This window comes from Aeromonas sp. R6-2 (assembly GCF_040908155.1).
In the GTDB taxonomy this organism is placed as follows: domain Bacteria; phylum Pseudomonadota; class Gammaproteobacteria; order Enterobacterales; family Aeromonadaceae; genus Aeromonas; species Aeromonas schubertii.
Genome location: NZ_JBFODE010000056.1, coordinates 42,622 through 57,046 on the forward strand (window position 1 = coordinate 42,622; position 14,425 = coordinate 57,046).

Annotated in this window: 12 protein-coding genes; 5 read left to right on the forward strand and 7 right to left on the reverse strand. The window is 62.2% G+C overall.

The features are described from left to right. Positions 1-63 precede the first annotated feature (63 nt). A complete protein-coding gene (locus tag AB5Y48_RS15020; RefSeq protein WP_368164962.1) occupies positions 64-594 on the forward strand; it encodes a hypothetical protein in 531 nt (176 codons plus the stop codon). Here the strand turns inward: AB5Y48_RS15020 and AB5Y48_RS15025 are convergent. Together AB5Y48_RS15025 and AB5Y48_RS15030 are read right to left on the reverse strand one after the other, a co-directional pair. Continuing rightward, entirely contained in the window at positions 502-1,812 is a 1,311-nt protein-coding gene (locus AB5Y48_RS15025; protein ID WP_368164963.1) for a sodium-dependent transporter, read from the reverse strand. The genes AB5Y48_RS15020 and AB5Y48_RS15025 overlap by 93 nt on opposite strands. A 178-nt stretch (positions 1,813-1,990) precedes the next feature. Beyond that, positions 1,991-2,830, reverse strand: a complete 840-nt coding sequence (locus tag AB5Y48_RS15030; RefSeq protein ID WP_050666625.1) for an isopenicillin N synthase family oxygenase — start codon at positions 2,828-2,830, stop codon at positions 1,991-1,993. 129 nt (positions 2,831-2,959) lie between these two features. Between AB5Y48_RS15030 and AB5Y48_RS15035 the strand changes: the two genes are divergently transcribed. After that, positions 2,960-3,517 (forward strand): DUF2799 domain-containing protein, encoded by a 558-nt coding sequence (locus tag AB5Y48_RS15035; protein WP_368164965.1) that lies wholly within the window; start codon positions 2,960-2,962, stop codon positions 3,515-3,517. A gap of 35 nt (positions 3,518-3,552) precedes the next feature. On the opposite strand, the gene AB5Y48_RS15040 is transcribed toward AB5Y48_RS15035, so the two are convergent. From AB5Y48_RS15040 to AB5Y48_RS15050, 3 genes are all read right to left on the reverse strand, one after another. Further along, positions 3,553-5,196 carry a methyl-accepting chemotaxis protein gene (locus AB5Y48_RS15040; protein WP_368164967.1) on the reverse strand — a complete coding sequence of 548 codons (1,644 nt, stop codon included), beginning with the start codon at positions 5,194-5,196 and terminating at the stop codon, positions 3,553-3,555. 170 nt (positions 5,197-5,366) lie between these two features. After that, a complete protein-coding gene (locus tag AB5Y48_RS15045) occupies positions 5,367-6,017 on the reverse strand; it encodes a DsbA family protein (protein WP_050666622.1) in 651 nt (216 codons plus the stop codon). A gap of 42 nt (positions 6,018-6,059) precedes the next feature. Next, the gene (locus tag AB5Y48_RS15050) at positions 6,060-6,917 is read right to left on the reverse strand and encodes a Vmh family MBL fold metallo-hydrolase (protein ID WP_368164969.1); all 858 of its coding nucleotides are present in this window, start codon (positions 6,915-6,917) and stop codon (positions 6,060-6,062) included. A gap of 111 nt (positions 6,918-7,028) precedes the next feature. On the opposite strand from AB5Y48_RS15050, the gene AB5Y48_RS15055 reads away from it, so the two are divergent. Continuing rightward, positions 7,029-7,934: a LysR family transcriptional regulator gene (locus AB5Y48_RS15055; RefSeq protein ID WP_224162272.1), complete on the forward strand. Its 906-nt coding sequence runs from the start codon at positions 7,029-7,031 to the stop codon at positions 7,932-7,934. 31 nt (positions 7,935-7,965) lie between these two features. Here AB5Y48_RS15055 and AB5Y48_RS15060 read toward each other — a convergent pair whose 3' ends face one another. After that, positions 7,966-8,745, reverse strand: a complete 780-nt coding sequence (locus tag AB5Y48_RS15060; protein ID WP_050666619.1) for a BPSS1780 family membrane protein — start codon at positions 8,743-8,745, stop codon at positions 7,966-7,968. A 158-nt stretch (positions 8,746-8,903) separates the two neighbouring features. On the opposite strand from AB5Y48_RS15060, the gene AB5Y48_RS15065 reads away from it, so the two are divergent. Next, positions 8,904-9,719, forward strand: a complete 816-nt coding sequence (locus AB5Y48_RS15065; protein WP_050666618.1) for a hypothetical protein — start codon at positions 8,904-8,906, stop codon at positions 9,717-9,719. Here AB5Y48_RS15065 and AB5Y48_RS15070 read toward each other — a convergent pair. Beyond that, positions 9,710-11,041 (reverse strand): MATE family efflux transporter, encoded by a 1,332-nt coding sequence (locus AB5Y48_RS15070; protein WP_368164971.1) that lies wholly within the window; start codon positions 11,039-11,041, stop codon positions 9,710-9,712. The two genes, AB5Y48_RS15065 and AB5Y48_RS15070, sit on opposite strands and share 10 nt — an antisense overlap. Before the next feature lie 131 nt (positions 11,042-11,172). Here AB5Y48_RS15070 and mscM point away from each other — a divergent pair, with 131 nt between their 5' ends. Continuing rightward, positions 11,173-14,424 (forward strand): miniconductance mechanosensitive channel MscM, encoded by a 3,252-nt coding sequence (gene mscM / locus AB5Y48_RS15075; protein WP_368164972.1) that lies wholly within the window; start codon positions 11,173-11,175, stop codon positions 14,422-14,424. Position 14,425 lies beyond the last annotated feature (1 nt).

Genomic DNA, 14,425 nt, shown 5'->3' on the forward strand with positions numbered 1-14,425 from the left:
GACCCGGCTTCTCTTCATCAGGCGGGTCGGTACAATGGAACTCCCCCACTCAGGAGCCCCGCCATGTCAGGCCTTCGCCCTCTTGCCATCTCCCTGCTGGCGCTACTGCTGAGCGCCTGTGCCACCCCGCATCAGCACCAGCTGGGCTCGGCTCTCACCACGCTGGAGGGGGAGCTGCAGCGCCTGGAGGAGCAGTTGGCGAGCCTCAACGCCCTCCACTACCAGAAGGCCATCGATGCCCCCCTCTCCCTGCGCCGGCATCTGACCGAGCTGGAGAGCCAGGGCGTTCGGGTTCGCTTAAGCGACGGCCCTGAGCTGACCTATGAGTACCGGCTCGATACACCACCAGCCGGCGGCAGACTCAGCGCCGCTCCCTGCCACGACTACGAGTTTGAGTTGCGCCGCCTCGGCCGCCTCGGCACCCTGCACCTCGAGTGGCAAGGGGGCGAGCTGCGGGGAGCGCAGAGCCAGCGTCAGTCTGACTGCCGCTGGCCCGCCGACTCAGACTACGCCGCGCACCAGGATGCCACCGATGAGCAAGGGGGCGAGCCAGCGCCAGCAGCCGAGCAGGGCCACCCGCCAGTGGGGGGCTAACTGGCCGGGCAGAGCCTGACGCCCGAGTCGCCACCCCAGCAGCAGGGTCAGACCCAACCCGAACAGAGGCATCATCAGGTTGGAGGTGACGAAGTCCAGCAGATCGAAGATCCCCTTGCCAAACAGGGTAACGCCCGAGAGGGGCCCGAACGAGAGGCTCACCGGAATGCCGGTTCCCATGATGGCCAGGGTGACCAGGGCCGAGGCCCGTCCCCGCGCCATCCCCCACTGCTCACAACAGAAGCGCACCAGGTGCTCGAGCAGCGAGATGGAAGAGGAGAGAGCTGCCATGGCCAGCAGGACGAAGAAGATGACGGCCAGGGGTTGTCCCAGTGGAATATGCTGGAACATGGCAGGCATGGTCATGAAGGTAAGGCCGGGGCCCGCCGCGGGATCGATACCCGTGGCCGCCAGGGCCGGGAAGATCATCAGACCCGCCAGCACGGCGATGAGGCTCGCCAGTATCACGACCCAGAGGCTGGAGCGCCCCACCCCGGCGGTATCCGGCAGATAGGCCCCGTAGGTGGTGTGGATGCCAAGACCGATGGAGAGCGAGAAGAAGGCGAGCCCCATGGCGTCCAACACGCCATCCACCCCGAGTTTGGAGAAGTCGGGCTCGAGGAAGTGACGCACACCGGCAGAGGCGCCAGGCAGACTCAGACCAACGCCCACCAGCAGCAACATCATCACAAACAGGGCTGGCATCATCCAGCGCAGGGAACGCTCCACTCCCTTTTGGATATCACCGCGCAACAGCCACCAGGTGATGCCGGCAAACAGCATATGGGTCACCAGGGGCCACCAGGGGTGGCTCACATAACCGTTAAACAGGGCCGTTAAGGCCGTGCCATCCCCATGGGCCAGCTTGCCGCTCGCCGCCATGGCCACATAGCCCAGGGTCCAGCCCCCCACCACGCTGTAGAAGCTGTAGATGAGAAAGCCGCAGAGGATCCCCATCCAGCCCAGCAGCCGCCAGTGACCTCCGGCCAGCCGGGCGAAGGCGCCCACCACCCCCTGGCGGGTCAGGCTGCCGAGCAGGGTCTCGGCCATCAGTACCGCGACCCCCAGCGTCAGGCTAAAGAGCAGAAACACCAGCAAAAAGGCACCACCACCGTTGGCCGCGGTCACATAGGGAAACTTCCAGATGGCGCCGAGACCGACGGCGGTGCCGACAGAGGCGAGGATATGGCCGAGGCGAGAGGACCATTGAGACTGCATCGTATGAACTCCGGTCAAAAAGAAGGCGGGCCCTGATGGCCCGCACACGGTTCATACGTTACCGGTGACAACCGGCAATCACTACCACGATATTCCACCAATTCGCGCCATTTTTAGCACGACTCACCAACCGGTGGCTGAAACTAAATTGGTTGTGCTATCAGGCCGATCGCAGACCTCAGATCACCCCGAGCTCGCGCAGTCGCTCCATCAGGTAGGAGTCGGCGGTGTGACGCTCGGAGAGCACCACATCGGGACGGGGATGGAGGAACAGCGGCAGGGAGATTCGCGCCTTGTTAAGGCTGCCACCGGTGGGGTTGATCACCCTGTGGGTGGTTGAGGGGTAATAGCCCTGAGAGGCCTCTTGCAACATGTCACCTATGTTGATGATAAGGGTGCCAAAGTCACAGGGCACATCCATCCACTCTCCGTCGGCCCCCATCACCTGCAGGCCCGGCTCGCTGGCTGCCGGCAGTATGGTGAGCAGGTTGATGTCCTCGTGGGCGGCGGCACGAATGGCCCCGGCCTCTTCGGTACCATTCAGGGGCGGGTAGTGGAGCACCCGCAGCAAGGTCTTCTGGCTACCCTCGATCATGGAGGAGAGGGGGCAACTGTAGTGCGCCGCGATATCGGCGGGAGTGTGTTGCTCGACCCAGGAGAGCAGCTCGGCCGCCAGCTCGTTGGCGAGTCGGTAGTACTCCATTGCCTGGGCGCTCAGCTCCTCCGGGATCTGTCCCCAGGGATAGATATGGAAGTACTCCTTGATATCTTTCTTGGTATGACCCTTGGCCACCTCGGAGACGGAAGGGGGGAAGTAACCATCCTGAGTCTCACGGTTGAAGTGGAAGTCGTGCTTGCGCTCGCTGTTAAAAAATTGCTGCCAGTTGTCATAGATTGCCTGAACCAGCTCACGGGGGATGGGATGGTTGGTCAGCACACCAAAACCCGTGGTGCGCAGGGATTCGGTGAAACGGGCCGCCGCATCCGGGGCGCGGTAGTCGACAGTCAGAACTTTCATTATTATGTTTCGCTCATGTTAAAGGAGGCGACATTCTAGATCCTGGCGGCCCGGCTGCAAAGTCCCGATAATTGAGTGCGCCTTCGCTTCGGCATAGAATCGGCCTCTCTTTCCTGACGAGACTCTCTTATGAATGCACGCCTGCTGCTGCTCTCTCTTCCCCTGATCCTCGGTGGTTGTAGCGCCCTCTCCGAAGAGGAGTGCCGAACCGTCAACTGGCATCACCTCGGTTATCAGGATGGAGAGCGGGGGCGTCCTCGCGATGTGGTAAGCCAGTATGGTCAAAGCTGTGCCGAATACGGGATCCAGCCAGACAGGGCCGAGTGGGAGAAGGGTTATCAGAAGGGACTGGAGCTCTACTGCATTCCCGAGCTGGCCTACCGCAAGGGGCGTAATGGTGATGAGTATCAGGGGGTTTGTCCCAATGACGCCAGCTTTATGAAGCAGTACCAGCGTGGCCGGGACGAATACCTGGTAGAGAAGCGCATCGGTGAACTGCAGCAGGAGCTGAGCACTCTCAACACCAGCATAGGTACCCTGGAGATGCAGCTGCGCAACAGCAAGGAGAGCTCGGATCGCAGCTACTACCGCAGCCAGCTGGATCGCGCCAACCGGCGGGCCACCTCCATCGAGCAGGAGATCTGGCGCCTGCGCAATCCACCCACCGTTATCCAGTTCAAGCTGTAGTGTGAAGAGGGCGCCAACGGCGCCCTCTGTCATGTTCAGGTGCGAAAGCGTCGCACCATCTCCTGCAACTGGGTGGCCAGATGGTTGAGCTCGCCGCATGCCTGCGCCATCTGATTGGCCCCGGCGGTCACCTCCTCCGAGGCGTGGCTGATGTTAACCACGTTGCGGTTGAGCTCTTCGGTCACGGCCCCCTGCTCCTCGGTCGCCGTGGCGATCTGAATATTCATACTGGAGATACTGCTCACCGCACCGCTTATCTCCGAGATGGAGCTCCCCGCATCCCGCGCCGTCTCGACAGTCGAGCTCATCATCTCCTGACTCTGCTGCATGGTGGCTCCCGCCTGCTCGGCACGCTGCTGCAACTCGGCGATGATGCTGTTGATCTGGGTGGTCGAATCCTGGGTTCGCTTGGCCAGGGTTCGCACCTCGTCGGCTACCACGGCGAAACCACGTCCCTGCTCACCGGCCCGGGCTGCCTCGATGGCGGCATTGAGGGCCAGCAGATTGGTCTGCTCGGCAATGCCACGGATCACCTCGAGCACCACGCCGATATTGCGGCTGTCATCACCCAACTGACGAATGACGGCGGCCGTGCTCTCGATGGCCCCCGCCACCTGCTCGATGCGACGAATCGACTCCTGCACCGTCTTGGCTCCCTGTTCGGCGCGCTTGCTCGCCTGACCGGCAGCACTGGCTGCCTCGCTGGTATTGCGGGACACCTCCTGCACCGTGGCCTGCATCTCGTTCATGGCGGTAGCCAGCGAATTGAGCTCGTGCTGCTGGGTATTCATATTGCCCGCTGACTGGCTGGAGACGGCGCTCATCTCCTCTACGGCCGAGCTCATCTGCACCACGGCCCCGGACACTTCACTGACCAGCTGACGCAGGTTCTGCTGCATCTCGCCAAACCCTTTCGCCAGTTTGCCAAGCTCGTCGTTATTGAACTGGCTACTGTCGACCCGCACAGTGAGGTCCCCGGCCGCCACCTTGCGTGTCTGCTCCAGCAGCGCCATAACGGGGTTACGGATCTGGGCCGTCAGCAACCAGGCGATCACGACCACAAAGGCAACCGTCAGCAAGCCGATGACGATGTTGATATTGCGCGAACTACTATAGGAATGATCGATCTCCTGATTCATGACACTGGCACGTTGATCGTTGATCTCCCGCAGTCGCGTGGCGTGAGTGGCGGCTTCGGCCAACGTTGTCAATGTTTCGTTCTTGCGCAGGCTTCTGGCCTTCTCGAGATCTTTTCGCTGCAAGGCATCCACCAAGGTTTCGTGATAGCCAAAGTAGCGCTTGGCCGTCTCATTAAGGGCATTAAAGGTCTGCTCCTCCTGACCTGAAGGGTCGAAGGGAAGTCGCCCATAGCTCTGGGAAGCCTCATCGAATGAGGATCTGGCCTTGGCAAAGCTCTGGGTGTAACGGTCAAACTCTTCACTATCCTGATTCAGCACGGCCACCGCCTGACTCAACTCGGCGCGGCGCGCATCGGTCAGCGCCAGCTGCATCTGACTGGCCAAACGAATCGAGGGGATCAGGTTGTCGGTGATCTCTGTGGTCTGATCGTTAAAACGGGAGAGCTGCAGTGTCGAAAACCAGGCCAATCCAAGCACCAACACGGCCAAAAAAGTAAACCCGGCACTCAGCTTCTGACCGATGGACATGTTTGTAAACATAAAGGAGCATCCTTGAAATTGATCGGCTCTCCGGTCGCCACAGGGGGACCCGGAGGGGGTCATATTGAGCATAGCTGGATGGGTAAAAACGCAAGGAACTCCCCACCTCCGATCTCATATCGACCCCCAAGGCCAACCCCTTGATTCAAGTGGCACTAATAACAGTGCTATCACTCGTGCCAGGGTCTCTTCTTTCTCTCAACCACCAGCCATTCGAGCAGGGCTTCGGGGTGTCCCAGCATGCCGGCGATCTGGATCCGCTCCAACCGCTCCCCCTGCTGCAGCGCCAGGGTGGGATACCCCTGTCCACCGATGCGTCGTAGCCACCACTGGCTATCTCGCAGATGCTCGACCAGAGGGGCCGCATCAAACGCCGCCCGAAATGCCCCGGACTCGATGCCCTGCTCGGCCGCCAGGCTCGCCAACAGGGAAAACTGCCCAACCCTGAGGCCGTCCCGGTAATGGCACTCCTGAATGCGCCGTAGCAGGGTCAGGGGATGCCCCCCCAGCGCAGTCACCGCCAGGATGGCACGCAGGGGAGGCTCCGAGTCGAGTACGCCCTGCTCATCGAGCAGTAGCTCGTCGAAATAGCGAGCCCCGAAGGATTGACCGGTGAGGGCGGCGATCCGCTCGTCATGGGGACGCACATAATCGTGCAAGGCCCGCCCCATGGGCCGGCGACGCTCCTCCAGCCAGAGTCCGCCCCCGTGCAATTGCAGACGCAAACCCGGCAGGGTCGCGGCCACCTTCAGCAGCGGGGCCGCGCCATAGCACCAGCCGCACAGAGGGTCATAAACATAATGCAGGGTGTCTTGAATCATTACATTACCTCGCGGGGCCGATCGCCCGGCCCCCGCTCTGCCTTACCACTTCATCTCGCCGGTCGCGACCTTGGCACCGATGGCCAGGCCATCGTCCACCGGCAATGCCGGGTAGGCCTGTTTCATCGCCTCGATCAGGGTGGCGGAGTCCTTGCTCCTGGCAAGCTCGGCCTCGAAACGCTGGACGTAGTCGCGGGTGAAGGTGACGGCGTCGACGCCCTTGGGCATCTCGCCCAGATAGTGGCCAGGAATGACACGCTCGGGCTGGAGCGCCACCAACTGGTTCAGGGTCTCTACCCACTGACCGCGCGCAGCCTGGGTCTGACTGTCGGCCATCCACACATGTACGCCGCTGTAGATGGCCACCCCGCCGAAGGCGGTCTTGACCGAGGGGGCCCAGAGGAAGGCGCTCGGGGTATTCATTCCCTTCACCTCTATGGTCTCTCCCTCGAGGGTCAGATGAGAGGCATTCATCACCTGGGGCACGGTCAGACTCTTGGGAGCACCTTCACCCAGAATGGGACCCCAATAGGCGAGCTTGGCATCCTTGGTCTGCTTGATGTGGTCGACCACATGCTGGCTGGCGACCACCCTGGCGTTGGGGAAGGCTGCAACGATGGGTTCGAGGCCGAAGTAGAAGTCAGGATCCCCGCCACTGATGTAGATGGTGGTGAGGGTCTTGCCACTGCGCTTGATCATGTCGACCAGCGCCTGGCCGTTCTTCACGTCGAACTGGGCGTCGATCAGAATGGCTTCCTTCTCGCCAAGCACCAGCTCGGAAGAGACCGGAAAGATGGCATTTTCACCCGGGTTGTAGACTTCAATCGACAGGGGGGCGGCACCGGCAGCGGTGGCGGTCAATGCGGTGGCCAAAGCCAGAGGGGTGATACCTGTTTTCATATTGTGCTCCTCAAAAGCAGTGTTGTTGCGATGGAGAGCACTCTATTTCATTAAAATGGTTAAAAATACCGCATAATAGCGACATCACTGTTGCACATATCGAGCAAATAAATGGATCGACTCACCGCACTCAGGGTCTTCGTGACCGTCGTCGAGAGAGGCAGTCTCAGCGCTGCCGCCGAGCGACTCGACATCTCCCGCGCCATGGTCTCCCGCTATCTGGCCGAGCTGGAGCAGTGGATGGGGGCTCGACTGCTGCATCGCACCACCCGTCGTCAGAGTCTCACCAGTGCGGGTGAAGAGGCCCTCTCCCACGCGCGGGCCATGCTGGCCATCGGCGACGAGATGGCCCAGCTGGCGATACGCCAGGATGCCGCCCCCAAGGGACAGCTGAGGGTCACCTGCAGTTACTCCCTGGCCGACGCCTTTCTCATTCCCGCCAGCCACGACTATCTCGCCCGCTGGCCGGGGACTGCCATCGACATCCTGCTGGTGGATCGTACCGTCAACCTGGTGGAGGAGCGCATCGATCTGGCCTTGCGTATCACCAATGATCTCGATCCCAACCTGGTGGCGCGTCGCCTCGGTGGCTGTCGCTCGGTGATCTGCGCCAGCCCCGCCTATCTCGCCGCCCACGGCACCCCACAGAAGGTGCAGGATCTCGCCCTGCACAACTGCCTCACCTATGCCTATTTCGGCAAGAGTCTGTGGCACTTCGAGGGGCCCGAGGGCCCCGAATCGGTCCCCGTCAGCGGCAACCTGAGCGGTAACATCTCCAACCTGTTGCTACGCGCCACCCGGCTCGGCACCGGCATCAGCATGCAGCCCCTCGCCTCTGCCACCCCGCTGATCGAACGGGGCGAGTTGATCCCTCTGCTCACCGGGTACGAGCCGCGGCAACTTGGTGTCTATGGGGTCTACGCCACCCGCAAGCAGATGTCTCCCCTGCTGCGCAGCTTCCTCGACTTTCTGGTCGCGCGAATGAGGGAGGATCCCCTCTGGCAGGAGGCCGAATAACAAGAAAGCCACCCTGGGGTGGCTTGCTCTCTTATGCATCGAAATGGTTGGTTGTCACGGCGGCTATCTCGGGCTCCGTCTCCTCCCCGGAGAGGTAGATATCCCGATAGGCCACATAGATGGAGTAGTTCAGGGCCGGCATCACCACCAAGAGCCCCACCAGCAGGAGCATGCCCCCCAGCAGAAGCAACAGGAAGGCCAGCACACTCCAGGTGAGGAAGGGCCACATGTTGCGCAGACAGCCGAGGAAGCTCAGGCGCAGGGCCAGCAAGACGGGCACCCGGTGAAAGAAGATGAGTGCCGGGGCAAAGGTAACCGCCATCAGCACGGGCACCACCAGCACCAGTCCGGCCAGCATCGCAAGCAGCACGGCCCTGGCCTCTTCCGGGGTCGCCGCCAGGGTGGCAGGATCCTGTCCCAACAGGTCGGCAACCCCCCAGTGGGAGAGCAGGGTCATCACCAGCTGGACGATCAACAGCACCAGAGTACTCATCACCAGCCCCCCCAGCACCAGCGGGGTCAGCTGGCGACGGAATCCGGCGAAGAGATCGCCAAAGTCGATCTGTTGCCGCACCTGGGCGTGGTGCGCCGCCACCATCCACCCCGCCATCCAGACCATATAGAGCAGATTGGAGATGAGTCCGCCGGCCGGCAAGCTCTCCAGCAAGACGCCGGCCACCAGCCAGCAGAGCACCATGGCCACGCTGACGCCGCGCCCCCGGTTGAAGAGATCGAAACCGTGGCGGGTCCAATACCAACCACGACCCATACCAAACTGGCGCGGCGCCACCAGGGCGGGCATATCCTGCATAGACTGACTCCTGAAATAGATAACCCGTCGATTCTATATAAAAAGCGTGAACATGCCATGAGCGGCGCGGACCACGGCAACAGGCGGTAACAAAAAGGGGCCCCGTTGATGGCCGATTCCCGTTAAGATGGCCCGATCCCCCTCATCACGGAGCCGCCATGTCCCGCCGTCTACTCACTCTCCTGTTACTGCTCTCTCTGGGGACCAACGGATGGCTCCTGATGCGCCCCCAAGCCAAGCAGAGTGCCCCTCCCTCATCGTTCGAGGCAACCCCGGCCCCCTCCTGCCCACCACAGCAGGTCGCCTCCGGGCGCCCATCACCGCCACTGCGCAGCGAACCCGCGGCGACCCAGCCAGAGCCGCCGACGGCAGAACTGGAGCAGGCGGTCAGCGAGTGGAGTCAGAGCAGTGATGGCAGCCTGCTGCTGGAGAAGCTCTACGAGGCCGAGCAAGGTAGCCAGTTACCCCGACTGTTCGAGCGACTCAATCTGGCACAAGGAATACGGCCCCAGGTGAGCGATCTGCTCAAGGAGCTCTATCGCCTCGGCTTCGACACCCCTCAGCAATATGAGGTGCGCAGCCAGCAGATCTGGCAGGAGATCGCCGCCCTGACCGGTACCGAGGCCCGTGAGCAGCTTGAGCAGGAGCTCTACAGCGGCGATCCCTATCGTCTGATGGAGCTGCAGGGGCGCCTCGCCGAGCGCAGCACCCCTCTCGAGCCCACTCAGCGGCATGCCATGACCCGACTGATGATGGAGGCTCACCGCCACCTCAATCAGAGTGAGCCGGGGGATGCGGCCAGCTGGCTCGAGAGCCAGCGCGTCTATACCCAGGAGGTGCTGGAGCAGGGACACCAGCTCCTCAATCCGACCCAATATCAGGTACTGCGCGAGATGCTGGAGCTGGAGCTGCTACGCCAGGAGGTCAGCGCCCAGATGGAGCGGATCTACCGCAGCGTCGAGCCTCAGGAGTAGTCCCCCCGGCGCTCCCGTCTCATGGCCAGCACCATGACCAGGGTCAGCAAGACGCTGCAGGAGGGGAGCGCCAGCCAGACACCGGAGACACCGAAGAGGGCACCAAGGCCGAACAGCAGGCCGCCGATGAGCAGTAACTTTCCACCGGTCAACAGGGTCGCTACCCGTGGCCGGTTGATGGCCTGAAAGTAGGTGGCCCCCACCAGCAACACCCCCTCCATGGGAAGCCCCCAGAAATAGAGCCAGATGCCGGAGACCGCCACCGGCAGCAGGGCTCCGTTATCCCCGGCAAAGAGCCAGACCGCCCCCTCAGGCCAGAGATAGAGCGGCACCACTCCGGCCAGCGCCACCAGCAGGGTCACCGCGAGCGCCAGATTACGGATGCGCAGCACCCGCTCCCTGTGTCCGGCACCGGCATTGAAGCTGGCGATGGGCTGGATCCCCATGGCGATCCCCTCGAAGATGAGATAGAAAAATGCCTCTGTGTAACTGATGACCCCATAGGCGGCCACATGCAATGCGCTCCCTACCCAGAGCAGCGCCTTGTTGTGCAGTGTCAGTACCACAGAGAGATAGAGGTACATCAGGAAGCTGGAGAAACCGAGACGCAGGGTCTGCAGCATCAATCGCCCATCGGGTTTCAGGGTATCCCGCCCGATCCGCAGACCACTGCGGGACGTAAAGAAGTGGCTCAGGGCCCAGACACCGGTCACCGCCTGGGAGAGCATGGTAGCGATGGCGGCGCCGGCCAGTCCCCAGGGCAGCACCACCATGAAGAGCCAGTCCAGAAACACATTGAGCACGCCTCCCGTCACCAGGATCAGGGTAGTGAGACCCGGTCGGCCATCGTTGCGCAGCAGGGAGGTAAAGGCCATGGAGAGCACGGCGAAGAAGCCGAGACCGGCATACCAGTGCAGATAGTCGATACCCGCCTCGAAGATGACCCCCTCGGCGCCCATCCAGCGCAGCAGCACCTCCCCCTGGATAAGACCGATGCCGCCGAGCAGCACGGAGGCCAGCACAACCATCAGGAGGGCGTTGCCCACTATATGGCGGGCCACGCCCCCCTCCCCCTTGCCCAGGTGGAAGGAGGCGAGGGATGAGGCCCCCATGCCGATGAGGGCGCCGGCGGCATAGAGCACGGCGCAGATGGGATAGGCCAGCATGATCCCCGCCAACCCCTCTTCACCCAGAATATGGCCGACGAAGATGCCGTCTATGGTCACATAGATGCCGGTAACCAGCATGGCCGCGACCGTCGGTGTCACATAGCGCCAGAAGAGGCGCGTGAGGGGGGCCGTTCCCAGATCTGATAGGCTCATCAACCAAGACTCAAAAAGGCAGGGGGCTGAATCATAAACGATTTTTAGTCGCGCATCTGCCCGCTCGCGCCTTTACCCACCTCGCTGGCTGCCTTAGGCTAGGGATCCTGTTCTCCCCCGGATCTCGCCCCATGAGAAGACTCCTGCTGTTGCTCGCCCTCTTCCTTGCGCCTCTTGTACATGGGGAGGAGCAGCTCATCCAGATAGAGCAACAACTGGCCGCCATCCCTTCGGCCGACACCCCGGAGAACCAAAAACTGCGCGAGCCGCTGCAACAGGCGCTGCAGGCGGCGCGGGAGGCGAGTCACTACCGGGAGCTGGCCGAGAAATACCAGACCGAGCTCATCAACTACCACCAGACCTCTTCGCAGCTCAAGGCTCAGGTGCAGGGCTGGCAGCCACCACGGCGCCTCCCCACCGAGCAGTTGAATGACTCGAATCTGGGTCTGGAGATGAGCAAGACGGCACGCCGTCAGCTGGAGCTAAGACGCCAGCGTCAGGGTCTGCTCGATGAGCTCTCCCAGATAGAGAGTGGCGGTCTTGACTATCACCAGCGGGTCGACGCCCTGCGTCGCCAGCTCATCCAGGTCCGCCAGCAGGCCGACAAGCTGCAACTGGGTGGCGAATCGGGCCGCCTCGCAGAGGCCAATCGCCTGCTGTTGCAGGTGCGCGAACAGAGCCTCGGAGAGCGCATCGCCATGCTGGAGCTGGACCAGCTCTCCGCCCCCCAGCGCATCGACCTCGCCAAGTTGAGACTGCAGGAGGTCAATCTCGCCATCACCGATGAGGATGAGTGGCAAAGTACCCTGGTCAGCCGCCAGGATCAGCTGCGACGGGAGAAGAGCGAGCGCATCCTGGCCGAGAGCGAACGGCTGCGCAAACAGCTCAAGGGGGATCAGCCCCTCTTGCAGGAGCAGCAGCAGTACAACAGCTCTCTCTCCCTGCAGCTCGAGACTATCGAGGAGTCCATCGACAGGGTCCGCCAGGAGCAGAGCCGGGTCGACAAGCGCCTGCAGGAGCTGAGCGAACTCGGCAGTGCCCTGCGCGAACAGATGGAGTGGCTGCAGGTCAGTGATGCCTATGGGGAAGATCTGCGCGGCAAGCTCTCCGAGCTACCGGCCCCTTACCCCCTGCCGAAGCTGGAGAGCCTGATCGTCAAGACCCGGGTCGCCAAGCGTCAGTATGACAACGAGCTGGCCGAACTGGGGGATCTGGCCCAGGCCCGCAGCCGGGTCGAGCAGGGAGAGACCCTGGATCGTCCCCAGCAGCTGGTACTCGACAGCCTGCTCAAGGCCCGTCGACAGCTCCTGACCCGACTGCTCGATGCCAGCGACAGCCTGCTGCAAGATCAGACCCGGCTCAAGCTGCTCTATAGCCGGCAAAACAGCAAGATTGCCGAGATACGGGATCAGGGCAGCAACCATCTGTTTTGGCTGCCCGATACCCGCCCCGTGAGCGGTGAGTTACTGCTGGACACCCCTGCGGCTCTGGGGCTGGCCCTCAAACCGGGCCAGTGGCGGCAGTTGATAGAAGCCCTGCAGGTCCCCCCTCTTTCGACCCGGGTCACCGTCTTCAGTGCCCTGCTGATCCTGGCCTATCTCTGGTGGCGTCTCGGCCGGGCTCTGCTCCGTGTCAACCAGGCCATAGCACCGCGGATCGGCAAGGTGACCCAGGACAAGTTCAGCCTCAGCAGCCGCTTGCTGCTGCGTGCCCTGCTCGCCTCCCTTCCTCTGCCAGCCATGGTGTTCTTGCTGCGTTACCTCTATCAGGGCGCCTGGGAGTATCCCTTTGCCAATGCGGTGATAAGCAGCCTGGGGGAGCTCTGGTTCCTGCTGTTTGCCCTCCTCTTCACCCGGCATCTCTGTCTGGATCGGGGGCTGCTGGCACTGCACTTCGGCTGGCAGCCCGACCGGGTGGCCCGGATCTGGGGGCACTTCAGGGTGCTGATGCTGATCCTCATCCCCAGCTTCTTTATTCAGGGTATAGGAGATGCCTATCAGGGGCATGCCCTCTATGACACTCTGGGCCGTCTCGCCTTTATCATCGGTTCTCTGTGGCTGCTGCTCTTCTTCTATCGCCTCAATCGGGAGCGACTCCCCCTCACCTGGGGTCAGAGTGACATGAGCAAGCCGCACCTGCTGCACCACTTCGTCTGGAACAGCCTGATGCTGGCCCCCCTGCTGGCGGTGGGTGGGGCCCTGTTCGGCTACTTCTTTACCGCCCGCACCCTGCTGCGCCAGCTGGAAGTCTCCTTGCTCTGCGCCCTGCTCTTCATGCTCATCTATTATCTGGCCAGGCGCTGGATGCTGATCCAGCGGCGCCGCCTCCAGTTTGAGCGGGCCAAGGCTCGCCGGGCCGAGATCCTGGCCCAGCGGGAGCAAGAGGAGGGGCTGCTGGAGAGCAGCGAGCCGAACGAAGAGATGGAGCTGGACCTCGATACCCTGAGTGCCCACTCCCTGCGCCTCATTCGCACCCTGTTGATGCTGGGTTACACGGCCCTGCTGATGTTCTTGTGGTCTGATCTGATGGGGGCCTTCAGCTTCCTGGGCAACATAGAGCTGTGGCAGGTAAGCAGCACGGTCGGAGGCATTGCCCAACTGGAGGGGGTCACGATCAAGGATCTCGCCCTGACCCTGTTCGTCCTCATCATCACGGTCGTCACCGCACGCAACCTGCCCAGCCTGCTGGAGCTCTCTTTGCTTCAGCATCTGAACCTGACACCGGGAACCGGTTTTGCCATCACCACCATGGCCAAATATATGGTGATCGTGGTGGGGGCCCTCTCCTGTTTCTCCCTGCTCGGCATCGACTGGTCCAAGACCCAGTGGCTGGTGGCGGCCCTCTCGGTCGGCCTCGGCTTCGGGTTGCAGGAGATCTTCGCCAACTTCGTCTCGGGTCTCATCATCCTGTTCGAAAAGCCGATCCGTATTGGCGATACGGTCACCATTCGCGATCTCACCGGCACCGTATCCCGCATCAAGACCCGGGCAACCACCATCGTCGACTGGGACCGCAAGGAGATCATCATGCCCAACAAGGCCTTCATCACGGAGCAGTTCATCAACTGGTCCCTGTCGGACGCCATCACCCGGGTCAAGATCCGCATCCGTATCGCCCTGCATGCCGATCCAGTCCAGATCCAGCGGCTGCTGGAGGAGTCCATCCTCCAGTGCAGTCTGGTGCTCGATACCCCGACACCGGAAGCCTTTCTGGTAGAGCTGACCGACTCGGCCCTTATCTATGAGCTGCGGGTCTACGTCAACAACATGGATCACCGTATGCCCATCACCCACGAGCTGCACAACCGGGTGCTGGGCAGGCTCAAGGAGCTGGGGCTGGCCCTGCCCCACCAGCAGATCGACATCCGCCTCTCCAGGGCGTAAG